Consider the following 21,642-nt stretch of genomic DNA (forward strand, 5'->3'; position numbering starts at 1 on the left):
TGCCCGGTGGCCATAGCGGGGAGGAAATACCCGTTCCCATTCCGAACACGGAAGTCAAGCTCCCTTGCGCCGATGATACTGCTCTAAATGCGGGAAAGTAGGCAGCTGCCGGGCTTTTTTTTCTTTAATTTTTTACTAACTTATTCGTGCGGAGGGTTATCTCATATGCCGCGTCGTAGCAAAGGGTATTAAAGCCGACTGCAACCATCTTATGAGAACAACAACCTTGACGCTCTGCGTCGAGGTTGTTGATTTACACGCTCATTATAAAATTCGGGAAAATAATAACTAAACCGAGTACCGCGCCTCTATTGTCGCTGCAGCCTTACGTGCGCCGCACTTGCGAAGGTCAGGTTCCCGTTTTGCTTTCCGGCATGCTTTTCCTGCGGTGCATCATCGGCTCATATCTGCGATGCCGGGCTTACTTTCGTCCTGCTGCGACCGCTTTGTGCCCTTCTTCCAAAATCGCCATGACGCGGTCGACTATCTTTTGCTTTGCGTCTTCTTCGGTTTCGGGCAAACTCGCGAGCACGTCGCGCCGGAACTGTTTGCAATCCATGACGGGAGAGGCCGACAGCGTGATCGTATCGGTTTCGACTAAATCCATCATCATATTGTCCGGAGCTTCCGGATTGATGCGGAGACAGTTGCCGTTGATCGACACGAGCAGCATCACGTCAAATAGACGCAGATAGCTGTCGATTTCCCGAAGACCGCGTTTCGTTTCAGGCTTGCCCGGACGATAGCGCGTGCCGCTCGGAAACACGAGGATCGCCTGTCCCCTTTTTTTGCAATCGTCCATAGCGTGCATCGCCGCCAAATTGATTTTGCGTGCGCGCTTTTTTTCTTCTTCGATTTCCGTTTCAGACTGCGCATTCGCTTCGATTTTATCGAGGCTGCGCGTCGGATAGATGACCACCCGTGTAAAGCCTTCAGCCCACGCGCGCACGATCGGATTTTCTTCATTGAGCTTCATACCGGCGACGGCGACGATCCGCTTCGATAAATCTTTCGCCCAGTCTTCACCTTGCTTTTCGAGCAGATAGCAGATTTCCGGCAAATCGAGATTTGTATAGTGTTCCATCAAAATGAGGCCGCTTTTGCCTTCTTCTGTTATCGCGCGGTAAAACGCTTTGAAGTTTTCGATATCGACGATCCCCGAGTCGGGAAGCATAACATCCGACAACAGTTGGTCCATGATTTTCCGCGTCAAGGGATTCGCTTCCTGATATACGTTTTCTTCGTGGATCTTTGCCGCAGCGCGCGACGCTTCCGTAAGTTCGGCAAAATATTTTTTACATTTTTCTGCGAGGGGTATTCCCATGTAAGTCTCCTGATACTGAACTTCGGCACTGTACACCGATACTACCGCTATAGTAAATTCGAAAGCGCAATATGTCAACGCCGAAACAAAATCCGACAATTCAACCTGTTTTGTCATATTGTCGAAACCGCCGGATGACAGAACAATAACCCTTCGTGCTCTGCCAAAGACGCGATCGAATTTTTCAGCGGTTTCAATTTTAATTAATAAGATTGATGTGACTTAATAATACGCGATCGTAAAGCCGCCCGTCTTCGTAAAACCGAGCGCCGCGTACGCTTTTTGCGCGGCTTCGTTTCCGTTCCGTGCGTAGAGCACCGGCAGCCGATTCGATGCGACGATTTTTTCGGCGAGCGTTTCGACGAGGAGCGATGCGCATCCTTTTCTTCTGAAATCGGGAACGGTGTACACCCCGCCTATCTGCACCCAGCGGATGCCGACGGCGTTCGTGTTCGCTTTTGCAGCTGCACCGCCGCGGGCGTTTTGCAGCGAGACGACATATTCGTTTTTTAAAATGCGTTCGAGGTTTTTTCGTGCCGCAGCGAGGTTTTGCGTTCTGCACGGAGGGATCACTTCTTCGGCTTCGTATGCGAGCTGCAGCGGCATGAGCGTATCCGCATCCCTTATACCGCATCGGACTATTTTAAATTTTTCACAACACGCTTTTTCGCCGGCTGCCGCCGCATTTTCCGAAATCGGATTTGCCGCAGCGCACTCCGTACGCATACCGCACATTTGCGGCTCTCCCCGTACCGCCGCATATCGTTCGCTTTTTGCTTCGAGATTTTTTAGCGCCGATTCGGAAAGCGTCATAAGCGCGTATTCGTTTACGTGCAGCGGCGTCCTGCCGATTTCGGCAAGAATTTTCATGATAAAGTGCGCCGCTTCGGCTTCACCGTTTACGCATGATATTTTCTTGTCCGACAAAAAAGCTTTCACGGAGGTACAAAAAGCTCCGTTGTTTTGCAAAGAGACGGCATTCGGGATGCACAGGAGCATTCTGCTTTTGACGCTTATGACGCCGAGCGTTTCGCGCGCATCGCTTTCGATTGTAAAGCTGTCGCCGCTTCCGAGCCGTAGATGTTCTACAAGCGATACGCAAGTGCGCTCGTGCTTTGCAAGGAAGGCGAGCGTTTCCGCTTTCTTTTTTTCATCGACCGGAATAAAGCGCATAAAGATACCTTCCGATTTTTTCGCGTATCAATAAACGGCGACTCTTGCAAATTATTAATTTCAATTTCGAGTTTCCTAAAACTCGACGTTCGACTTATTAATTTCTGAAGCTGTGAATGGGAGGGGGAATACGCCCGCCGCGATCGATGAATTCTTTGCAGCCGAACGAGTTGACCTCCATAACGGGCGCGCCGCCCAAAAGGCCGCCGAACTCAGCCCAATCGCCTGTCGTTTTTCCGGGAACGGGGATGACGCGTACTGCGGTCGTTTTGTTGTTGACCATGCCGATCGCGAGTTCATCCGCGATGATGCCGCTGATCGTCGATGCTGTCGTGTCGCCGGGGATCGCTATCATATCGAGGCCGACCGAACACACCGTCGTCATCGCTTCGAGTTTTTCGAGCGTAATCGAGTGCTCTTTTACCGCGCGGATCATCCCCTCGTCTTCCGACACGGGAATAAAGGCGCCCGAAAGACCGCCGACTTTCGTACTCGCCATAACGCCGCCTTTTTTTACCATATCGGTGAGCATAGCGAGAGCTGCCGTCGTACCGGGAGCGCCCGCACTTTCAAGGCCGCATTCTTCGAGGATGCGCGCGACCGAATCTCCGACGGCGGGAGTCGGCGCAAGCGACAGGTCGAGAATGCCGAATTCGACGCCGAGGCGATGCGCCGCTTCCGTTCCGACAAGCTGTCCCATGCGCGAAACTTTGAACGCCGTTTTTTTGATGCCGTCGGCAAGTTCATCGATAGGCTTTCCTTTGTATTCTTTTGCGGCGGCGAGAATGACGCCCGGTCCCGAAACGCCGACGCTCAGTACCGCGTCCCCTTCTCCCGGGCCGTGAAAGGCGCCGGCCATAAAAGGATTGTCTTCCGGCGCGTTGCAGAACACGACGAGCTTTGCGCAGCCGATGCCGTCTTTTTCTTTCGTGCGCTCCGCCGTTTTTTTGACGATTTGTCCCATGAGCTTTACGGCGTCCATATTGATGCCGCTCTTCGTTGAACCGAGATTGACCGACGAACACACCCGTTGGGTGCACGCAAGCGCTTCGGGGATCGAATCGATGAGGACGGCGTCTCCCGCAGTGATGCCCTTTTGCACGAGAGCCGAAAAGCCGCCGGCAAAATCGACGTCGAGTTCCTTTGCGGCTTTGTCAAGCGTTTCCGCCCACGCGACGTAATTTTGTTCGCCGCTCGCTTCCGCAATCATCGCAATCGGTGTGACCGCTATACGCTTGTTGATAATCGGCACTCCGAATTCCGCTTCGATTTCGCGGCCGACTTTGACGAGGTTTCCCGCCCGCTTCATAATTTTATCGTAGATGCGGTTTCGGCATTTTTTGCCGTCGTCTGAAATGCAGTCCCGCAGTGAAATGCCCATGGTGATCGCGCGGATGTCGAGCTTTTGCCGCATAAACATATTGACAGTCTGTTCGATTTCGGTCGCTGAAAAAATCATAGAGGTATTTTAGCAGTTGGCGAAAATAAAGTAAATCGGAACGCATACAAGATGCACGCGTATGAACGATACGGCTTTCCTGCTTCGTGTTCCTGTTCGTTAAGAATTTCTTCAAAAAACTCCGAAATCGCACTATTTCCGCGATTTATATAGCGGAGGTACGATAACAAGCATCGACTGAAATAGCGCCTCCGCTAAAGTCCGGAGACGAAAAACGCCGAGCGTTTTTCTTTTGTAGGAGACACTCGCGATTTCTGCGCATTGCTCGAAATCGCAGCGTTCTTATCTCGAGTTTGCGTTGCAAACTCGCCGATTGAACGTGTGCGCTCCGCTCGAAACGGCGCGCTGACGCGCTTGTTGCGAGATACACGCACAGAAAAAACTTTTTCGGAAGTTGATTCGAAGTCCGCGAAAGCGGACACGTAGAATCGGTTCTTTGCAGAACGAGCCGGAGGCTCTAACTTCCTGTAAAAGTTTTTTGAGAGGTGATGAATATGTTAATTGCCGAGTACGATTACGATGTGGACATCGCCGTGCAGAGAGAAGAAGAAAGAGAAATCGCATTGCAGGAAGGTATTGTGCAGGGTGAAGCGAAAGGTTTTTCGCTGGGCATCGCACAGGGAAAGCTCGAGGGCATTTCCGAAGGCTCATACAAAGCAAAGCTTGAAACGGCAAAATTGATGAAACATACGAATTGCAAACGTGATTTTATTATGCAAATGACCGGTCTTACCAAAGAAGAAGTGGAATCGATCAGCTGAACCGGCAACGGTGTTTAAGCAATTTTTTTACGGGGGTGTCGGCCTGCCTCTATAAAGGCGTCTTACGCGAGAGTTCCTCCGAAGGGGATCGCGAGCATTTTGCAAAACGCCTCGTAATACGCTTTCGCCTTATCGTCCGAAATGCCGGTAACGAAAAACGATTCGTCGGGCACGTCCGAAAGAAAATCGGCTGTTGCAGTGAAAATATTTTCGTTTCTCTTTTTTCCCGAATGAATAAAATCGCCGTGTACTTCGATCGCATGACGCGCAACGCCGTCGCGCGAATCGACGACGTTTACGTTTTTTCCCGCAGCCTTTTGCATGATATCCGCAAGATGCGTAAAATGCGTACAGCCGAGCACAATCGTGTCGCAGCCCTTTTCCGCAAAATAATCGACCGCCGGCATAACCGCGCGCATCTTTTCGTTTTCGTCGGCGGTAACAAGCTTCCGTTCGATAAACGAAACGAGGTCGGCATCTCCGCGCGAATATATCGTACAGCCGGATGCGAAACCTTTTTCGAGCTCGCGTATGTATGCGTCGCGCACGGTCGCGTTCGTCGCAAGCAAACCGATTTTTTTATTTTTCGTCACCGAAGCGGCGAGCTTTATCGCAGGCACCGTACCGATAAACGGCACGGAGGGAAAGCGTTCGCGAAGGGAGGCGAGGGCGGAAACGGAAATCGTATTGCACGCAACGACGATCGTTTCCGGACGCCACGTGTCGATGATGCGCGAAACGGCAGCCGTCGAGTATTCGATTATTTCGGGAACGGTTTTTTCTCCGTACGGAAAATGCACGGTATCGGCAAGGTAGACGCAAGTCGCGTCGGGAGCAAACCGTTTGAGACGAAGCATATAGGGGATGCCGCCGGTACCCGAATCTAAAAACGCAAAATTCATAACACGATACCGCCGAATAAACTGTTGAACGCATCGCGCGCTTTTGCCGCCTTGTCGCCGCCGGATGCAAAATCGGTGCGCGGTGAAAACGCTGCGCAAAAGTTCGCCCTTTCTTTGTCGGCTACAAGTTCTTCCACGGTTTCCCGGCAATCGTAATGCACACCCGGCGAATAAAACGTACAGTTGCGGCAGACATGCAAATCGGCTCCGCAAAATTCACATACCGATGTCCTGAATATTTTTTCGGAACTGCGTATCGCGCGCTTGCACTTCCAACACATGGAATCGATTGTAATCGTTTGACTAAACAAACGCAATAGCGTACGATAAAACCATGTTTACGCTGAACAAGTGCTTCGTTCACTCGTGCAAAAATCTTTCGCTTTCCGTCTTCGATGAAACGAACGGTATGACCGAAGAACGCGGATACTGTCTCAACCACACGCCCGATCCCGGCCGCGCAAAAAGATCGATTTACGATTATATTAAAACGCACGACGTCATAGTCGGTTTAAACGCCGCAGGCATTATGTTCCGTGACATCGATTTATCGAATAAGCGATTTTACGGCTGCAATTTTCAGCACTGCACGTTTACCGATCTCCGCTCGGAAGGTTTGCGCGGCAAACTGTGCATGTTCGATTTTGCAACATTCGCCGACTGCATGCTCGCCGGTTCCACTATGCAGTTTACGTCGTTCGCCTGCTGTACCTTTTCGCACACGATATTCACCGGCAGCGACATGGTGCAAAACAATTTCAACGGCGTGCAGGCCTTTCAATCATCGTTCGACGATTCGGACTTGTACAATTCGCGCTTTATCGGTGCGCGCCTCGTCGACACATCGCTTAGAAATTGCAATATCAAAAACACTCTTTTTCTCGAATGCTCGTGCGAAAACGTTTCAATGAAAATGTCGAACACGAGGGAAGCCGTTTTCGACCGTAAGGGCAGCGAACTTTTTCAGGGAATCGCGCCGAAGATGAGGGGCGGTATATGAAAATATATTTTCATCTCAACATCGGCGGATTTTCAAACTGTTACATCATCGAAAACGAATTTAACAAAGAAGCGATTATCATCGACCCCGGCAAAATCACGGACGATATCATCAAGCGCATCGAAGACGAATCGTATAAACTCGCGGGTGTCTTTATCACGCACAATCACGGAAGTCACGTACACGGCCTAAAAACGCTGCGCAAAATATATACGCCCGCCGTCTATGCGGCCGATTGGGAAGTGGCGGGAAACGACACGCACGTCATCACCGGCGACGGGAAAATCCGCATCGCAGGTTTTACGGTGCGCTACATGGCGCTGCCCGGTCACACCGCCGATTCCATGGTCTACAAAATCGGCAACGTCCTTTTTACCGGCGACAGCCTCTCCGCCGGAAAAATCGGAAGCACGAACAGCAGCTATTCCGATTTCGTACTCCGGAAAAACATCGAACAAAAAATCCTGTCTGAAAACGACGCGACCGTCATCATGCCGGGACACGGGCCGCCGACCTGCGTCGGTGCGGAACGCATGTTCATCGTATGAGCCACACGCGGCCGCACGAAAGCCCCCAATTGTCGAATGCGTATTCATCGAATACTTTTGCCGCATCTTCAAACGGAATGCCGTGCGTCTGCCGCACGTATGCTGCAAGCGAAGGGATCGCTTTTTGCACCGACGTCCAATTCGCAAGATTGACAAAGTATGCGGCGACGGCGGAAACGTTTTGCTGCATGATATACGCCATAAATTCGTTGTGCACGAGATATTCGTCGTTCAAATCGTAGTTGAGATTGGGATGTAATTGCCAATAGCTCATCAAAAAATCGCGCGAAGTTTCGTCCGTCGTATAAAAAACGGCCGCCGTCGCATTACGGAAATTTTCGTCGGTAAAAAAAATGCCGTGCCATCCTTCATGCGCAATATAGCGATTGCGGAGCCATTCCGGGGATTCCTGCGAAATCGAAATGAGGGCACCCTTCCTTGCGGCGTATGAAGCGCCGTCGGCTGCGATCACGCCGTTTGTAAGCAGGATATCGCGCAATAGAAGCTCCCGCTGATTGAGCGGAAAATTTTCCGACCGGGCTTTCGTAAAAAATGCTGCAAGGGATGCGGCACTGTAATCGTGCGCGTTAAAACCGTGCATACCTTCGAGCGCTTCGTCGGTAAGAAGCGTACCGCGGTAGCCCATCTTTTCGGAAAAAAACGCGAGCCGTTTAAAAAAATCGTTTTGCACCGCAAAGTCTTTCGTATCGATGATGAGTACGCCGGGAAATCTGTCCCACTCGAAAAGTTCGTAATCGCCCGTGCGCCACTTCGAGCGAGGCCAGGAGATGATCAGGCCGGGATCAGTCGCAAACGGTGCAAGAATTTTTCCGCCCGTATTCAATTCGTTTTTGACATCGCTCCGCGTCATCATGAGAACGGAAATATTATTAATTTTGTCGCTGCACGAAACCGTCGAAAAAGGATTTGCAAGCGCCGTCGTCTGAATATCGTATGCGTACGCTTTTTTTTCGGAACCCGCGACCTGCGCTTTATCCGTACGGAATATTATTAATTTTTCGCCGCCCGCATTCAGCTCCGTCTTTGCGGGATTTTGCGCCGTACCCCAATCGTCCGGTGCATAAAACGCCGCGACGATCTTCGGCATAACGGACGCATCCGTGTTCTGCGACGGAAAGACGAGCGATGCGCCCGAAAAATCCGCCTCCGCAGGCGACTCGTGCATGACGCCTCCGTTCGGCGCAAAAGCAAAGAGCGGTACGGAAGCGCTTCTATCCCAGCCTATCGCCCCTCTTCGAATTTCCGCACGGATAATCGACGAAGGGACGGCCGCATACACGAAAAAACCGTACGGTACATTTTTGCCGTTTTTCATTTCATCTTTTTCAAACGAAAACGCGAGAACGAATTCTGCAAGATTCTGCGCGACGAAGCTCGCAAGCGGCCGCTTTTCGATCTCTTTTTGCAGCCTGCCTCGAAACGTAAAATCGTCGGCAAATAAAAAGCCGAGCATAAACGCTTTATCCGCACCCGCCGTCTTATGCGAAACCCGTATGCGCACCGAAAGTGCGGCATCGCCGAAACGTTCAATGTATGAAACCAACGACTTCCGCTGCTCTTCCGTAAAACGATAATATGCGTAGCCGGCCCGAGCTTTTTTCGATTTCGCATTTGCATTCAGCGCCCTAAGCTTCGATGTGGACACCTGCATTTCTTCCGTAAAGGCGAGCGAAAGCGGAGACGTTTTCGACAGATATTTTTTTGCAAGCAAGCCGATATCGCACGCGAACACGAACGTGAGCGCACCTAAAATAATTTTTTGTTTTATTGTTAATTTTTTAAAAAAAGTCGTCATCGGATCATACTACATTTTTTTTATAAAAATAGCTATACTGCCGTTATGTTCGCCCTTATTCCTCACCCGACGGAAGCGCTCATTCTGTCCCGCACGCAAAAAGCGACGCTTTCGCGCCTCAACGCCGAAGCGGGAAAACCCTGCTGGGTTCCGGTATTTCCGCTGTGGGCATTTTTTAATAATTTCGATTGCCGAGTGGCGGAACGCGATACGGCAAAAAAAAAGCAAACGCACTGTGCTCAGGACAAAGACTGCGAACGAACGCAAAACGCGTACAATACGGATTGTGCACAAATCGTGCCATATGATACGGCGCTGAAAAATGTCTGTAATGAGGATGCGTTCGATGCATCATATAATGCCATGCTGCAAAGCATCGGCGATGTGAATTCGACATTCGATACAGCAAAACTGAAAACGATACATCGCGCAATCGCATCGTTTACGATCGATGCGCCGGAAATGTCAAACGGCGAATTTTTTTTTCCTGCAGCATTGTACTTTCGAAACGATACCTCTGTTTACGGAAAGATACTCGCTGGAAAAATATATATCGAAGAGACGGCAGGTGATACAAAAAGAAGCGAAGACGGTAGCCTGTGCGACGATAAAAAAGAAGCGCCGCTCCGTGCTGTCAAAAAAACAAGTGACAACGCAGACGCAATCCTTGATGCTGAGCCCGAAGAAAAATCATTCGGCCGATTTCCGTACTCCTGCCGCGTATTCAGAATTGCAGATGCGAAAATCGACGAAAGCAAAGCTGCAAACGGTGAAACTGCGGGCAATAAAATCGCCGACAAACGCTCCGAAGATACATCTGCGAATACCGGCGATACCGACGGTATGCATCTTCGTGCGTGGCACGTAAACACATCGCTTTGGGTAAAAATTTAAAAATAATAAATACAGTGTACTAAGCCGCAGACAATAACGATTTTTAAAATCATAATATGCAGATTTATTAAAAACACTTCGACCCTCGGCATCAAACTTATTAAAATATCGAAGTCTTAATAAGTTTTATATTGGCGGCTCCGCCGACGGAAAGCGTCGCCGTTTTTTTCGTCGCTTCGATATGCACGGTTACTTCCGCATCTCCGCTCGCTTTTGCAAGCGAAAGCGGCGTACACAAAATCGTTTCGAGTTTTGCCGAACCGTCAGCTTTCGGCATACGCACTTCGATCATGTCGCCGGATGCGATCGCACTTTCGACGAGGCGCACTTTGCCGAGAAAATCCATGCCTCCCGCTTCTGCACTTTCGCTACGCACGGTATCTTTGCCGAGCTGTTCCGCCGACAAAATGATTTTACTGTCGATGCGGGCTGAAAGATTTTCTTTTTGCGCTTTGGAAAGATCGAGCGACGCGAGCGTGCGGTGCAGATCCGAAAGCAGTTTGTCGCGTTGCTTTTTTTCGGGGCGGCAGGCATTCTTTTTCCGTACGTCTTTGAATTGGTCTTCACCGCTTCCGATCGGCGGAAATGACGGCGGCGTGCGGTCGGCGGCATCGGTTTTTATTTTTCCGATGCAATCGAAACCCGCTTCTTTGCCGAAAGCCGCCGCATCTTCGTCGCTGCGAATATTCAAGAGGTATACCCCCTCCGCCAATTTTGTTTGAATAAAGCGCGCCGCTTTCGGATTTTTTTCGATGAGCTTCGAATTTTTTTCATCGAGTTTTAAAACGTAGCCCTTATACAAAACCGCCGACGAGTAGAGCTGCTGCCAGTCTTCGATGCTGACACGGAGATTTTGCGGAACGCCGTGCGCGGCGTATTTTTCGAGGAGCGAGCTGATCGTTTCGGCAGTGTAGCCGAAATCGAAGGCTCGGATCACCGACGCTTTATCGATTTCGAATTCGACCGTCGTATCGAAATTGACGACGCGTAAAAAAAGCGACAGCGGCAAAAGCGCTTTGAGCGAGAGTCCCGGTAAAAGCGTAACCGTAAAGCCCGAATTGATCGAAAGAAAGCGTGTGTTCGTATCCGCTTTCTCTTCGTCCGAAAGCGTTTTTCCGACGCGGTAAATAGCATCGCCTTCTTTCGTTTTTCCGGCGACGGTAAAGAGACCGAACGTTTCCGCCGCATCGACGATGCGCTCGAAGGGCGGACGCACATCGCTTCCGTCGTCGCGTTTGCCGTGCGAACGGTCGATGAGCGCACGAAAACGGCGCTGTTCCCGAACGGAACTTCCGAGCAGCGACATACATCTGAGAAGGACGCGTTTCGTAAGACCTGAATCGGGAACGGAAGCCGCAATGTCGAGGATGAGTTCGGCGTACGAGCGCAGTCCTTCCCGATCGAGCGAAGCGCTTGATGCAGCAGTAAGGTAGGCGTATTGTTTTTCAGGCGGAAGTTCCGCGAACGAAAGCGATCGTGCATAATCGACGGTGATGCCGCTTTCGTTCCGTTTGACGAGCGACAAATTTAATAATGCGGTGATGAGCGTTTGAACGGGGGCGGTTCCGCAGGCGAACACGGTTTCCAAGCGCGCCGCGTCGATCTTTTTTAAAGAACCGTCCGCTTTGCAAAGATCCGGTCTTTCGGCGATATAAGAAATGACGGCGGCGATAAATTCGGGCGAGATCGAAAAACTTCCACCTTCCGTGCGGGATGCGTACTGTGCTTCGGGGATGATGCGTGCGATATCGATACGGGGAGCAAGCAAATCTTCAAGCAGCGGATTTACGTACAGGCGCTGAGGATCGTCTTTGTTCGATTCATCTTTATAAATTATTAATCTGTCGGTAAGATTCGAAAGCCGTGCGGTAATTTCCGAAGAAGTATATTCTCCTGAAAAAAAGCATATAAGTTTTTCCTCCGTCGCTTCGGGAACGAGGACGAGGGCGGTGATGATTTTTTCGTCGAAATCATCGAGCAGAGTGAGGAGATTTTTTCTGTTTTGCTCCCTGCAAAAAAAAGAAGACAGCTGTTCGATGAGATTTTGTTTGTTGTACGGCGTTTTGATTTTTCCGAGATAGGCGCGCAGCATATCGAAAAAGCGGCTGTCGGGGAGCATCGCGAGAGAAGCTTGCCATAAAGCCGTGCGCCGTTTTTTATCGGATTCGTTCAACATAGATCGTCTTCCGTGATTTCATCGAAATCGCTTGTATCGCGATACCTGACAATGCGGTAGGAATATCCCTGCTCAGCGAGAAATTTCTGTCGGTTCGCACCGAAGTCCTCTTCGACCGTGTTCCGCGTGATGAGCGTAAAAAAACGCGCCGTGCGTTCTTTCGGTCTGAGTATGCGTCCGAGACGCTGCGCTTCTTCCTGACGGCTTCCGAACGTACCCGACACTTGGATCGCGAGCGACGCGTCCGGCAGATCGATCGCGAAGTTTGCGACTTTCGAGACGACGAGTACGTGCAGTTTGCCGCTGCGGAACTCGCCGTAGATCGAATCGCGTTCGGATACGGGCGTTTTTCCGGTGATGATAGGAGCGTGCAGCATACGCGCGAGCTTTTCGAGCTGGTCGATGTATTGGCCTATGACGAGGATTTTATCGTTCGGAAAACGATCGACGATTTCCCGTACGACCCGATCTTTTATCGGATTTTCGCTTGCGATGCGATGTTTCGTGCGCGCGTTTGCGACGGCGTATCGGATCTCTTCATCGCCATCCAAATCGAGGCGCACTTCGATGCACTCCGCCGACGCGATCCAGCCGGACTGTTCGAGTTCTTTCCACGGAACGTCATAACGCTTCGGCCCGACGAGGCTGAACACATAGCTTTCGCAGCCGTCTTCCCGCACGAGCGTCGCCGTCAGCCCCACGCGGCGCACCGCCTGCAATTCCGCAACGACGCGAAAAACGGGAGCGGGCAGCATGTGCACTTCGTCGTAGAGTATCAATCCCCACGCTCGTTTTCGAAACAGAGAAAAATGCGGATACGGTCCGTCCTTTTCAGGCCGCCACGTCAATATCTGATACGTCGCGACGGTCACCGGCTTGATCGATTTTTCTTCGCCCGTGTATTCGGCGATATCGTCCGCAGTGAGATTCGTTTTATCGACGAGTTCCGCGATCCACTGATGGACGGCCGTGATATTCGTCGTAACGATGAGCGTGCTCGTTTTGAGCATGTCCATGATCTGCATACCGACGATCGTTTTGCCGGCGCCGCACGGAAGCACGATCGTACCGAATCCCGTGCCGGGGCCTTTGTCCCCGACGAGCGCTTTCGCCGCTTCAAGCTGGTATTCGCGGACGACAAGCGGAGAGCCGTTCGACGTCGTTTTGCGCAGGCTGATGTCGAGCGCTTCTCCGTCTGCAAGCGGCACTTCGTCTTTTACCGGCCAGCCCGTCTTTATCAATTCCTGCTTTACCGTGCCTCGGTCGGTGAGGCGGACACGGAAGCATCGGCTGCCGTCTTCATCGATTAATAAATATTTTGCCAGCCCGCGGTTCGCGCACAGTTCGCGGTAGATGCGCTCTGAATCCGTTTCGAGCTTGAGATATTCTTCCGCGTTCGAAGAAGGACAAGCGACGAGCCTCAACTTTCCGAAACGCTCCGCCGTTTCGCGCATCCACGCGATGACCGCCTGCGGTACGTCGAAGCGGCTGTACCTTTTCAAAACCGCTGCGATATCGTCCGCCGTAAAACCCGCACTCGCCGCATTCCACAGCGACAGAGGCGTCAAACGATACGTATGCAAATATTCGGGCGAACGCTCGAGCTCCGCGAACGGAATCAAATCGTTCCGGCATTCGTCGGCTTTCGGCGCGTGCACGTCGAGCAGGAGAGTTTTATCGCTTTGAACGATGAGCGGCTTATCGTTTTGCATAACAGAGTATTATGACATATAATATAAAAACAATCAAACAAAATAAAATATCAGTATAAGAAAAGAAATTGCAAATTCAGAGAGTTTTAATATATTTTCTGCGATTTTTTGCGTTTTAATTTTGAATTGGCTACATTACAGGCTACATTTTTATTAATTTTTTCTCGTGCTACGCTCCCATACGGGAGCGACTTACACGAGCAATCAATCGAGCTTATGTATGACATAATGCACGCGTCCGATAAGCTCGAGTTTGTCTGCGGGAGCTTCAAACGATCCGTATTTTGGATTGTCGCTTCGGATAATGCACGTTCCGCGCGCCGCCTGCACACGTTTAACATACCCGCAGCCGTTTAAGCGGATCGCATACAGCCCCTCTGTTCCGTCCCACCCGCAACTATCGCAAACAACCATATCGCCGGATCGCAGCGTCGGCTCCATACTATCGCCCCGCACGTGCAGAGCTGCGAGCTGTTCGCCGTAACGGGATAATTCTTTCGGTACGGGAAAATATCCGGTTACAACGTCGGTTGACGGCAAGTCTACGCCGTTACCCGCAGATAATTCTTGATCGAGTATCGGCACAACAAACGCATTTGTCGGTATATCGCGTGTAATACCGTCAAAATTATTAATTAATAAATCGCCAGGTGATATCCCGAAGACCTTCGCGATTTGATTAATCTCATGTGCATCAGGAACAGTTCCGCGAAACATTTGAGTTTCAATCGTATGCGCACTTTTCCCGATTTTGACTGACAGCTCTCTTTGGGTTATACCATGCTGTTTGCACAATTTTTTTATCCCCTCCCAAAAAATAGCTATGTCCATACTGCTATTTTAGCATATAAGAAGAAAAAATCAATAAAAATAAGAAAAATACATAAAAAAAGTAAAGAAAATACTTGACAAATCACTACGTAGGTAGTAATATTTTTATAAATCATTACGAATGTAGTGATTTATAAAAGACAACTACGTTACGTCATCTTGCGTAGTTGCCTTTGGCAACGGACGGGGACAAGGAGAACGTCCAATTGGCGCATAAAGCGAGATGACGGCTTTGTGCGCCTTTTTTTTTGAGGTGCAAAATGGAAAACGTAAGGGAATACGAGCGACCCGTCGGGATGGCGGAAGCTGCGGAGTATCTGGGCGTATCGCGAGGGACGTTGTATGCGTGGGTGTCTGCGGGGCGTATAAAAGCGCATAAGCTCGCGCCGATTGAAAAATCGGGACGCGGAGCAGCCAGTCGGTTTTACATCTCCGAATTGGAAAAATGGGTCAAGGAGCAATAAATGACACGATACGAACGGCTTATTGCAACGGTCGCCGACGAAACGGCGAAAGCGGAAGAAGCAAAAAAGCGCGGCGATGAGAATATGGAAAAGTTTCATCGGCACGCGGCAGAGGGTTTTCAGCAGCAACTGCACGGGCTTTCGCTCGACGAAGCAGCGGAACTTGTATGAAAACGTTACGCGACGTGCCGGAGAGCGAAGTTGTCCGCGAAGTGAAAGAGGTGATCCGAATCACGGGTTTGAAGCTCCAGCGGATAAACACGGGGAGCTTTGCAATCGGCGAGGGGCGATCGAAACGGTTTGTTAAAACAGCCGAAGCGGGAACGCTCGACTTCGAGGGGTACGACAACCGCGGTCGGCACGTGGGCATCGAGTGCAAACGACCTGTCGGCGGCAGGTTGTCGGACGCACAGGCGGAGCGGATCGACGACATAAACCGCAAGGGCGGCGTTGCGTTTGTGGTAACAAGCGGCGCGGAAGCAATGGAATTATTAAAAATTAATAAGTGTATATAGGGGGTGCATATGGAAATGGAAAAGGTGAAATTGTCGAACTTACAGCACGGGGTCGTGATTGATATGTTCGACGAGGAATTCAACAAGGTGCTGCGCAACATCGCCGACGACAACGTCAAGCCGGATGCAACGCGGGAAATCTGTATCAAAATACAGATAAAGCCCGACAAGACACGGCAGACGGCGGCGACGAAGATCGACGTAACGAGTAAGCTCGCGCCGGTCAAATCGTCGGACGGCATGATGTTTATCGGCACGGAAGACAACGAAGTGGTTGCCTACGAAGACAACTACAATCAGCAGGAACTCGGCATGGATAAGCCGGGTATTTACAGAATGGCGGAAGCCGCAGGGGGACAATAAAAATGGATAAAGCAACGATCGACAAAATCGAAGAGCTTGCAATGCAAAATCGAACCGTCGAAGTCGACGGACAGGTGTTTTCGGAGCACAAGCTCCAGCCGGTGTATTTTACACCGTGCGCGGATCGGCTTACCGTGCATAGTCTTTTGGGTTTTTGCACATATATCAACAACGGTTTTGACGGCATTACAAAAGATGACGGTATGGTCATTGTTTCCGACATCAACAGAACAAAACTTGTTAGCAAGCTGTTCGGCAAAGATAAATCACGGGAAACTTTTATTGCTGCCGAACTTTGCGAAGTCGAAGAATTCCCGTTCGGGCAATTTATGACGCAGGAAGAATTCGCGATCAAATTCCGAAGCCTTTTTGTGCCGAGTGAAAAGAACGACACGAACTACGTTCTGTCGTTCGTCTCCAAATTACACGGCGGAACGGCAATCGCAACGGAAGACGACGGTATTACGCAACAGGTCGGCGTATCGCGTGGCGTGTCCGGCAAGATGACAGGAAAGGCTACGTTGAAGCCGATTGTCAAACTCGCGCCTTATCGGACGTTCCGCGAAATCGAACAGCCGGAAAGCGAGTTTTTGCTCCGTATGCGTCTTAACAGCGACAACATACCGCTTGTTGCGCTGTTTGAAGCGGACGGTGGCGCATGGCGGATCACGGCGATGAACCGTATCGCCGAATACATCGCAAAAGCGTGTCCCGATGTAAAAATCATCGCATAAAACACAGGTCGGGCGCAACAAAGATACACGGCGGGTGCAAGCCCCGCGCGCTCGAATAACGCAAGCGGCCGCGCGCGTTTAATAATTTTCAAGGGGTGCAAGAATGAATGAAATTATTAAAAAAGAGCCTACGGAGATAATCACCCCCGTAGACGAAAAAACAATCATGGAATATCTCGACACGACCGGATTGACAAAATCGCTCTTGTCGAAAGAAAAGGCGATGTTTGTGAATATGGCGCGGCTGTACGGATTAAATCCGTTTAAGCGCGAAATTTATTGTACGGTATACGGCGAAGGGCAATATCGGCAGTGCTCGATCGTAACGGGTTATGAGGTGTACTTAAAACGGGCGGAACGTATCGGGAAGCTCGACGGTTGGCAGGCGCAAATCACGGGCAATTTGCAAGACGGGACGCTCGCCGCAACGGTTACGATCTGGCGCAAGGACTGGACGCATCCGTTTACACATACAGCGTTTTATACCGAGTGCGTGCAGACGAGTAAAAAGACGGGCGAGCCTAATGCGATATGGCGCAAAATGCCGAGCTTTATGGTGCGCAAGGTCGCAATCGCGCAGGCGTTTCGTTTGTGCTTTTCGGACGAGTTCGGCGGTATGCCGTACACCAATGACGAAATGGGCGTAGACGCGCCGAAAGAACGCGACATCACTCACGAAGCGTCGGCAACGATAGTTCCCGATGACGCTGCCGAAACACCGAATACGGAAGCGAAAAACGACACACCGGCTGCGGACGTAGTAATACAACTTGAAATGCTTTTGACAAAATACGGTAATCAATTGAGCGGAAAGCCGTACGAACTCGCCGAAGAAGCGCTCCGTACGGGAAGCGACGCGGAAGTCATTGCGATGTATGACCGCGTCGTCTCGTATCTCAAACGAAAAGGAATACAGGTAGGTAAATAATATGGCAGAAAAAAAACAAACGGAAAACGCACTTGAACAGGCAAACGCATTGCAGTTGGTCGTCACAAAAAATATCACGGGCGTACTCGAAACAAATATTGCGGGGCTTGAACTGTATGTCGATGAGAAGCTCAAAAGCTATACGCCCGAAACGTATCTCGGAGACGCTGACGCGGCGAAAAAAGACAGGGCGGAATTGAACAACGCGCAAAAACTCTTGTCGCAATCGCGAATACAGCTCATGAAAGAGCTTATGAAACCTTATGCCGATTTTGAAGCACGGTGCAAAACACTTGAAAAGAAAATCGGCGAAGCAAGCGGGAAGCTCGACGAAATCGTCAAGGCGAAAGAGGCGGAAGAAAAACGTGCGAAAGAAGCGCACGTCAATGAACTTTGGCTCTCTAAAAAATTTGACGTCGTACCGCTTGAAAAAGTTTTTAATCCAAAGTGGTTGAATAAAACGACAAAAGAGAGCGACATCAGCGCCGAGATGGACGCGATTATTAAACGGATTTATTCGGAGCTTAAAATCATCGAAAAGTACGGCGATGACGCCGAGACACTCAAGGCGCATTATCTTATGTGCTTGAACATCTCCGATACGATGGACTACGGCGAGGAACTCGCGAAACAACGGGAAGCCGTCGCAAAGGAAAAAGCCGAACGAGAGGCGCGGGAGCACGGAGAGCAGATCGAAAAGCAACGCGCGGAAGTGCGCGAAGAAAACGCGCGGAAAATACAAGACGCGCCGATCGACAGGCTTGCGCAAGCGGCACTCGGTATTGAAAAACCGGCGGAAGAAAAAGCGGTTGAATATGTTGTAACGATCCGCATAAAGCCGTCGGAAGTCAATGAGGTAAAATCGCTCCTTACGTCAAACGGTATCGAGTACGTGAGTTTTGAGAGGTTGGATTTTTGAGCGAGGAAACTATGACGGCGGTTATCGCAATTCCCGCGTACGAGACGGCGGCGAAGCCGAAAATCTTTTCGTCGGTGCTGAAATGCGCCGAATGGTTTTTGACGACGTCCGGCAGGATTAAAACGCACATCAAAAACGGCAAGGAATACGCGGGGTATTTTTTCGACGAGGCGATCGAAAAGCAAGGGGGTAGAAATGACGGGTAAACTTGCAAAGAAAGACATCACGAGCATCTGCGAAGCGGTCGGCGTAGTGATCGATCGTATGCCGGCGGGGAAACAGTTTTCGGGGTATGACTTAAAAAATGCGGTTGTGCGGATATATCCCGATTGCGTACATTGCTACGTTGATACGGTGCTTCGGTGCGCGCGGCTTAAACGACGCGGGAGCTTTTTTGTCGTAAACCGACACAAAAGTTTGTATCAAAAACGGGGGTAAATTATGACGGACATCAATCACGTATTGGTTATCGGGAGATTAACAAAAGACTTCGGCGCTGACCCGCGAACGTTTTTTTACACGGCGGGCGGAACGGCGTGCGCAAAGGTGAGCATTGCCGTAAACCGAAGCGTAAAACAATCGGACGGGCAATGGACGGACGAAGTGAGTTTTTTTGACGTTACGATCTGGGGTAAAACTGCGGAAAATCTGAAACCGTATCTTGTCAAGGGGAAGCAGATCGCCGTCGACGGCTATCTGAAACAGGATCGCTGGCAAAAGGACGGACAGAATTTCAGCAAAGTGAACATCGTTGCGAATTCGGTACAGCTGCTCGGCGGCGGGACATCCGCGCCCGAAAGTGCGAGCGCGCCGCAATCTTACGGGCAAAATTACGGACGCGCACAAGAGCCGTATCACGGCAACTCGCCGCAGGTGCCGCCGCGAATGCAGGGAAACTATATGCAATCGCAACAGCAGGTGTATCAAACGCCTGCCGCGCAACAGCAATTCGGCGGGGGCGATGATTTTCCCGAAGATTTACAGTTTTAGGAGCGGCGGCGATGGTAACGGTTATTTTGCATCGAGAGTATGTCAAAGAACATATCGCGTTCGCTGTGCCGACGGACACGACGATCCGCGAGGCGATAAAGCGCGAACTCGTAAAGTGCCGCGACAAACACAACGATTATGTCCTCGTTACCATCGCGCAGCCGAAGCGCCCGCGCACAACGGGCGACGGATCGCAAAATCATCACCTCAATGGCCATATCATGCAGATATGCGCCGAAACGGGAAACGACTATGACGCGGTAAAAAACGCCGTGAAAATGCTTGCGGTTGAACAGATGGGTTATCCGTATACGGATTTTCACGGGGTGATTACCCCGAAAGGCGAAAGCGAAAGCAGTACCGACGAGTGCGCGAAACTCATCGAAGCCGCGCACATACTCGCGGCGGATTTGGGAATAATTTTACGTGAGGATTGAGATGCAAAAAACTAATCCGACAATCGTCGCTTCGTTTGAGGAAACAGTCCAGATCGGAGAATACGACTGGAAAGACGTGTTGCTTACAAAGGTATGCGACGAAAATACGACAATCGGAGAGCTTATCGAATGGGCGGGGCGAAATCTCGATCGGGATTATTTTGAAATTAAACTCACGCGAGGCGATAGATGACCTACCTTTCCGTTTGTTCGGGAATAGAAGCCGCTTCCATCGCATGGGAGCCGCTCGGCTGGAAAGCCGCAGGTTTTGCCGAAATCGAACCTTTTCCTTGTGAATTATTAAAACAAAAATATCCGCACGTTAAAAACTATGGAGATATGACGAAACATGAAAACTGGGACATCGGACAATTTGACATTTTGGTCGGCGGAACACCTTGCCAGTCTTTCAGCGTCGCGGGAAAGCGAGGCGGAACAAACGACATACGAGGACAGCTCATGTATTCCTATTTGGGAATTGTGGCAAAATATAAACCCCGCTGGGTTTTATGGGAAAATGTGCCCGGCGTTTTATCTTCCGGCAACGGATTTGATTTCGCGAGCTTTGTCGCCGGACTGGAGCAATGCGGGTATGGGTGGGCGTACAGGGTGCTTGACGCTCAATATTTCGGAGTGCCCCAGAGACGCCGTAGAGTGTTCGTTGTCGGACATATTGGAAACCGATGCGACCTTGCCTCAAAAGTATTATTTGAGCAAGGCGGCTTGCGCGGGGATTTTGCGACGGGCAAAGAAGAGGGGAAAGAAATTGCCGGAACGCTTACGAGCGGCTTTGGAGCAAGAGGTCTAGATATGGACGGAATAGCAAGCGGGCAATACGCAATTGATGTGTATGTTGTTAACGGTAGACAAAAACCTGTTACAAGTAAAAACATTACCGGAGCGCTTGATACAAATGGCCGCACAAACATTGTTTTCAGTACGTCCTCTTTTGGTGGTTATCAAGATGGCGTCGGTACACTGCGTTCAAGCGGCGGTGATAACGGATATGGATCGGAAAATCTTACAGTACAAAAAAACCGTGTGCGCCGCCTTACTCCGGTTGAATGCGAGCGGCTACAGGGCTTCCCCGATAACTGGACGCAGATTGAATGGCGCGGGAAGCCGAAAGAGCAATGTCCCGACGCCCCGCGATATAAAGCGATCGGAAACAGCATGGCAGTGCCAGTTATGCGATGGCTCGGAGTAAGAATAGAGAGATATACGAAATGACGGAGCAACAGAAAGAACAACGCCGATACGCGCTCGCAATAAGTGGCGGGGTGTGCGAAGTGTGCGGCTCACCACTAGAAGCTCGAGTGCAGGGGGCGCACCGGATCGGCAATACGAAAGCAAACCGCGCGAAATACGGCGATTTTGTTATCGATCACCGGTACAACATCGGGATGACGTGCAGTCTAAAATGCAACGCCGCACTCGATATAAGCCGCGACGACGGGAAATGTATCGCGCTCTGTAAAAACATATACGACACGGAATTATTAAAATACGGGGGTAAATAAATGAAAATAATTATTATTAAGATTATAGACAAGACGGTGTATCTTTTATCTCTTTTGTTTGGAATGATTGCATGGGTGCCAATGTTGATAGCTGAGGGGCTTACATTGATTTTAGATTGGACGGATAACAAACTGTCTGAACACGAAGATAACGAAAGAAAAAAACGAGGGTAAAT

The 21,642-nt window shown here is 50.4% G+C and carries 26 protein-coding genes, 1 rRNA gene and 1 pseudogene; 18 read left to right on the forward strand and 10 right to left on the reverse strand.

What is annotated here, in order from left to right:
* The first annotated feature begins 2 nt into the window (after positions 1-2).
* Positions 3-114, forward strand: a 5S ribosomal RNA gene (gene rrf, locus H9I36_RS12405).
* A 307-nt stretch (positions 115-421) separates the two neighbouring features.
* On the opposite strand, the gene H9I36_RS12410 is transcribed toward rrf, so the two are convergent.
* From H9I36_RS12410 to H9I36_RS12420, 3 genes are all read right to left on the reverse strand, one after another.
* Complete coding sequence (locus H9I36_RS12410; protein WP_187385658.1) at positions 422-1,324, reverse strand: lysophospholipid acyltransferase family protein; 903 nt, start codon at positions 1,322-1,324, stop codon at positions 422-424.
* A 222-nt stretch (positions 1,325-1,546) separates the two neighbouring features.
* Entirely contained in the window at positions 1,547-2,497 is a 951-nt protein-coding gene (locus tag H9I36_RS12415; protein WP_187385659.1) for a GNAT family N-acetyltransferase, read from the reverse strand.
* 97 nt (positions 2,498-2,594) lie between these two features.
* Positions 2,595-3,956 (reverse strand): PFL family protein, encoded by a 1,362-nt coding sequence (locus H9I36_RS12420; RefSeq protein ID WP_187385660.1) that lies wholly within the window; start codon positions 3,954-3,956, stop codon positions 2,595-2,597.
* Positions 3,957-4,444: 488 nt separating this feature from the next.
* Here H9I36_RS12420 and H9I36_RS12425 point away from each other — a divergent pair, with 488 nt between their 5' ends.
* On the forward strand, positions 4,445-4,717 hold the full coding sequence (locus H9I36_RS12425; RefSeq protein ID WP_255422753.1) for a hypothetical protein: 273 nt from the start codon (positions 4,445-4,447) through the stop codon (positions 4,715-4,717).
* A gap of 62 nt (positions 4,718-4,779) precedes the next feature.
* On the opposite strand, the gene murI is transcribed toward H9I36_RS12425, so the two are convergent.
* Together murI and H9I36_RS12435 are read right to left on the reverse strand one after the other, a co-directional pair.
* Positions 4,780-5,619 carry a glutamate racemase gene (gene murI / locus H9I36_RS12430; protein WP_187385661.1) on the reverse strand — a complete coding sequence of 280 codons (840 nt, stop codon included), beginning with the start codon at positions 5,617-5,619 and terminating at the stop codon, positions 4,780-4,782.
* Positions 5,616-5,819: a hypothetical protein gene (locus tag H9I36_RS12435; RefSeq protein WP_255422754.1), complete on the reverse strand. Its 204-nt coding sequence runs from the start codon at positions 5,817-5,819 to the stop codon at positions 5,616-5,618. The genes murI and H9I36_RS12435 overlap by 4 nt, the downstream gene beginning before the upstream one ends.
* Before the next feature lie 134 nt (positions 5,820-5,953).
* Between H9I36_RS12435 and H9I36_RS12440 the strand changes: the two genes are divergently transcribed.
* Both H9I36_RS12440 and H9I36_RS12445 read left to right on the forward strand, forming a co-directional pair.
* On the forward strand, positions 5,954-6,619 hold the full coding sequence (locus H9I36_RS12440; RefSeq protein WP_187385662.1) for a pentapeptide repeat-containing protein: 666 nt from the start codon (positions 5,954-5,956) through the stop codon (positions 6,617-6,619).
* Entirely contained in the window at positions 6,616-7,167 is a 552-nt protein-coding gene (locus tag H9I36_RS12445) for an MBL fold metallo-hydrolase (protein WP_187385663.1), read from the forward strand. The genes H9I36_RS12440 and H9I36_RS12445 overlap by 4 nt, the downstream gene beginning before the upstream one ends.
* On the opposite strand, the gene H9I36_RS12450 is transcribed toward H9I36_RS12445, so the two are convergent.
* A complete protein-coding gene (locus H9I36_RS12450) occupies positions 7,157-8,983 on the reverse strand; it encodes a hypothetical protein (RefSeq protein WP_187385664.1) in 1,827 nt (608 codons plus the stop codon). The two genes, H9I36_RS12445 and H9I36_RS12450, sit on opposite strands and share 11 nt — an antisense overlap.
* A 45-nt stretch (positions 8,984-9,028) precedes the next feature.
* Between H9I36_RS12450 and H9I36_RS12455 the strand changes: the two genes are divergently transcribed.
* Entirely contained in the window at positions 9,029-9,877 is an 849-nt protein-coding gene (locus tag H9I36_RS12455) for a hypothetical protein (RefSeq protein WP_187385665.1), read from the forward strand.
* A 100-nt stretch (positions 9,878-9,977) separates the two neighbouring features.
* Here H9I36_RS12455 and H9I36_RS12460 read toward each other — a convergent pair whose 3' ends face one another.
* From H9I36_RS12460 to H9I36_RS13095, 4 genes and pseudogenes are all read right to left on the reverse strand, one after another.
* Complete coding sequence (locus H9I36_RS12460; protein WP_187385666.1) at positions 9,978-12,053, reverse strand: helicase-associated domain-containing protein; 2,076 nt, start codon at positions 12,051-12,053, stop codon at positions 9,978-9,980.
* A complete protein-coding gene (locus H9I36_RS12465; RefSeq protein WP_187385667.1) occupies positions 12,047-13,765 on the reverse strand; it encodes a DNA repair helicase XPB in 1,719 nt (572 codons plus the stop codon). Before H9I36_RS12465 ends, H9I36_RS12460 begins: the two co-directional genes overlap by 7 nt.
* A gap of 204 nt (positions 13,766-13,969) precedes the next feature.
* A complete protein-coding gene (locus H9I36_RS12470; protein ID WP_370586978.1) occupies positions 13,970-14,350 on the reverse strand; it encodes a S24 family peptidase in 381 nt (126 codons plus the stop codon).
* Positions 14,351-14,407: 57 nt separating this feature from the next.
* A pseudogene (locus tag H9I36_RS13095) lies at positions 14,408-14,596 on the reverse strand (helix-turn-helix domain-containing protein); the annotation flags it as partial.
* Between the two features lie 260 nt (positions 14,597-14,856).
* On the opposite strand from H9I36_RS13095, the gene H9I36_RS12475 reads away from it, so the two are divergent.
* The 13 genes from H9I36_RS12475 to H9I36_RS12535 all read left to right on the forward strand — a co-directional run bounded on the left by H9I36_RS12475 (position 14,857) and on the right by H9I36_RS12535 (position 21,640).
* Positions 14,857-15,060 (forward strand): helix-turn-helix transcriptional regulator, encoded by a 204-nt coding sequence (locus H9I36_RS12475; RefSeq protein WP_021329273.1) that lies wholly within the window; start codon positions 14,857-14,859, stop codon positions 15,058-15,060.
* Positions 15,061-15,231, forward strand: a complete 171-nt coding sequence (locus H9I36_RS12480; RefSeq protein WP_187385669.1) for a hypothetical protein — start codon at positions 15,061-15,063, stop codon at positions 15,229-15,231.
* Positions 15,228-15,575, forward strand: a complete 348-nt coding sequence (locus H9I36_RS12485) for a VRR-NUC domain-containing protein (RefSeq protein WP_187385670.1) — start codon at positions 15,228-15,230, stop codon at positions 15,573-15,575. Before H9I36_RS12480 ends, H9I36_RS12485 begins: the two co-directional genes overlap by 4 nt.
* Before the next feature lie 15 nt (positions 15,576-15,590).
* On the forward strand, positions 15,591-15,938 hold the full coding sequence (locus tag H9I36_RS12490; protein WP_187385671.1) for a hypothetical protein: 348 nt from the start codon (positions 15,591-15,593) through the stop codon (positions 15,936-15,938).
* Positions 15,939-15,940: 2 nt separating this feature from the next.
* Positions 15,941-16,672, forward strand: a complete 732-nt coding sequence (locus tag H9I36_RS12495) for a hypothetical protein (RefSeq protein ID WP_187385672.1) — start codon at positions 15,941-15,943, stop codon at positions 16,670-16,672.
* A 103-nt stretch (positions 16,673-16,775) separates the two neighbouring features.
* Positions 16,776-17,600: a phage recombination protein Bet gene (gene bet, locus H9I36_RS12500; RefSeq protein ID WP_187385673.1), complete on the forward strand. Its 825-nt coding sequence runs from the start codon at positions 16,776-16,778 to the stop codon at positions 17,598-17,600.
* A gap of 1 nt (position 17,601) precedes the next feature.
* A complete protein-coding gene (locus H9I36_RS12505; RefSeq protein ID WP_187385674.1) occupies positions 17,602-18,519 on the forward strand; it encodes a DUF1351 domain-containing protein in 918 nt (305 codons plus the stop codon).
* An 11-nt stretch (positions 18,520-18,530) separates the two neighbouring features.
* The gene (locus H9I36_RS12510) at positions 18,531-18,725 is read left to right on the forward strand and encodes a hypothetical protein (protein WP_187385675.1); all 195 of its coding nucleotides are present in this window, start codon (positions 18,531-18,533) and stop codon (positions 18,723-18,725) included.
* A gap of 235 nt (positions 18,726-18,960) precedes the next feature.
* Positions 18,961-19,509, forward strand: coding sequence for a single-stranded DNA-binding protein (locus tag H9I36_RS12515; protein WP_187385676.1), 549 nt, complete (start codon positions 18,961-18,963; stop codon positions 19,507-19,509).
* 11 nt (positions 19,510-19,520) lie between these two features.
* Positions 19,521-19,946 carry a hypothetical protein gene (locus H9I36_RS12520; RefSeq protein ID WP_187385677.1) on the forward strand — a complete coding sequence of 142 codons (426 nt, stop codon included), beginning with the start codon at positions 19,521-19,523 and terminating at the stop codon, positions 19,944-19,946.
* Position 19,947: 1 nt separating this feature from the next.
* Complete coding sequence (locus tag H9I36_RS12525) at positions 19,948-20,139, forward strand: hypothetical protein (RefSeq protein WP_187385678.1); 192 nt, start codon at positions 19,948-19,950, stop codon at positions 20,137-20,139.
* Positions 20,136-21,176: a DNA cytosine methyltransferase gene (locus H9I36_RS12530; RefSeq protein ID WP_187385679.1), complete on the forward strand. Its 1,041-nt coding sequence runs from the start codon at positions 20,136-20,138 to the stop codon at positions 21,174-21,176. The genes H9I36_RS12525 and H9I36_RS12530 overlap by 4 nt, the downstream gene beginning before the upstream one ends.
* Positions 21,177-21,466: 290 nt before the next feature.
* Positions 21,467-21,640: a hypothetical protein gene (locus tag H9I36_RS12535; protein WP_187384747.1), complete on the forward strand. Its 174-nt coding sequence runs from the start codon at positions 21,467-21,469 to the stop codon at positions 21,638-21,640.
* Positions 21,641-21,642: the final 2 nt, after the last annotated feature.

It is taken from the genome of Treponema sp. Marseille-Q4130 (assembly GCF_014334325.1).
In the GTDB taxonomy this organism is placed as follows: Bacteria; Spirochaetota; Spirochaetia; order Treponematales; family Treponemataceae; genus Treponema_D.

Coding starts and splice junctions, on each gene's coding strand:
- H9I36_RS12455 (WP_187385665.1), top strand. CDS start 9,029: ATGTTCGCCCTTATTCCTCACCCGACGGAAGCGCTCATTCTGTCCCGC.
- H9I36_RS12510 (WP_187385675.1), top strand. CDS start 18,531: ATGACGGCGGTTATCGCAATTCCCGCGTACGAGACGGCGGCGAAGCCG.
- H9I36_RS12420 (WP_187385660.1), bottom strand. CDS start 3,956: ATGATTTTTTCAGCGACCGAAATCGAACAGACTGTCAATATGTTTATG.
- H9I36_RS12505 (WP_187385674.1), top strand. CDS start 17,602: ATGGCAGAAAAAAAACAAACGGAAAACGCACTTGAACAGGCAAACGCA.
- H9I36_RS12490 (WP_187385671.1), top strand. CDS start 15,591: ATGGAAAAGGTGAAATTGTCGAACTTACAGCACGGGGTCGTGATTGAT.
- murI (WP_187385661.1), bottom strand. CDS start 5,619: ATGAATTTTGCGTTTTTAGATTCGGGTACCGGCGGCATCCCCTATATG.
- H9I36_RS12480 (WP_187385669.1), top strand. CDS start 15,061: ATGACACGATACGAACGGCTTATTGCAACGGTCGCCGACGAAACGGCG.
- H9I36_RS12410 (WP_187385658.1), bottom strand. CDS start 1,324: ATGGGAATACCCCTCGCAGAAAAATGTAAAAAATATTTTGCCGAACTT.
- H9I36_RS12485 (WP_187385670.1), top strand. CDS start 15,228: ATGAAAACGTTACGCGACGTGCCGGAGAGCGAAGTTGTCCGCGAAGTG.
- H9I36_RS12515 (WP_187385676.1), top strand. CDS start 18,961: ATGACGGACATCAATCACGTATTGGTTATCGGGAGATTAACAAAAGAC.
- H9I36_RS12530 (WP_187385679.1), top strand. CDS start 20,136: ATGACCTACCTTTCCGTTTGTTCGGGAATAGAAGCCGCTTCCATCGCA.
- bet (WP_187385673.1), top strand. CDS start 16,776: ATGAATGAAATTATTAAAAAAGAGCCTACGGAGATAATCACCCCCGTA.
- H9I36_RS12445 (WP_187385663.1), top strand. CDS start 6,616: ATGAAAATATATTTTCATCTCAACATCGGCGGATTTTCAAACTGTTAC.
- H9I36_RS12520 (WP_187385677.1), top strand. CDS start 19,521: ATGGTAACGGTTATTTTGCATCGAGAGTATGTCAAAGAACATATCGCG.
- H9I36_RS12425 (WP_255422753.1), top strand. CDS start 4,445: ATGAATATGTTAATTGCCGAGTACGATTACGATGTGGACATCGCCGTG.
- H9I36_RS12415 (WP_187385659.1), bottom strand. CDS start 2,497: ATGCGCTTTATTCCGGTCGATGAAAAAAAGAAAGCGGAAACGCTCGCC.
- H9I36_RS12475 (WP_021329273.1), top strand. CDS start 14,857: ATGGAAAACGTAAGGGAATACGAGCGACCCGTCGGGATGGCGGAAGCT.
- H9I36_RS12535 (WP_187384747.1), top strand. CDS start 21,467: ATGAAAATAATTATTATTAAGATTATAGACAAGACGGTGTATCTTTTA.
- H9I36_RS12440 (WP_187385662.1), top strand. CDS start 5,954: ATGTTTACGCTGAACAAGTGCTTCGTTCACTCGTGCAAAAATCTTTCG.
- H9I36_RS12465 (WP_187385667.1), bottom strand. CDS start 13,765: ATGCAAAACGATAAGCCGCTCATCGTTCAAAGCGATAAAACTCTCCTG.
- H9I36_RS12460 (WP_187385666.1), bottom strand. CDS start 12,053: ATGTTGAACGAATCCGATAAAAAACGGCGCACGGCTTTATGGCAAGCT.
- H9I36_RS12495 (WP_187385672.1), top strand. CDS start 15,941: ATGGATAAAGCAACGATCGACAAAATCGAAGAGCTTGCAATGCAAAAT.
- H9I36_RS12450 (WP_187385664.1), bottom strand. CDS start 8,983: ATGACGACTTTTTTTAAAAAATTAACAATAAAACAAAAAATTATTTTA.
- H9I36_RS12525 (WP_187385678.1), top strand. CDS start 19,948: ATGCAAAAAACTAATCCGACAATCGTCGCTTCGTTTGAGGAAACAGTC.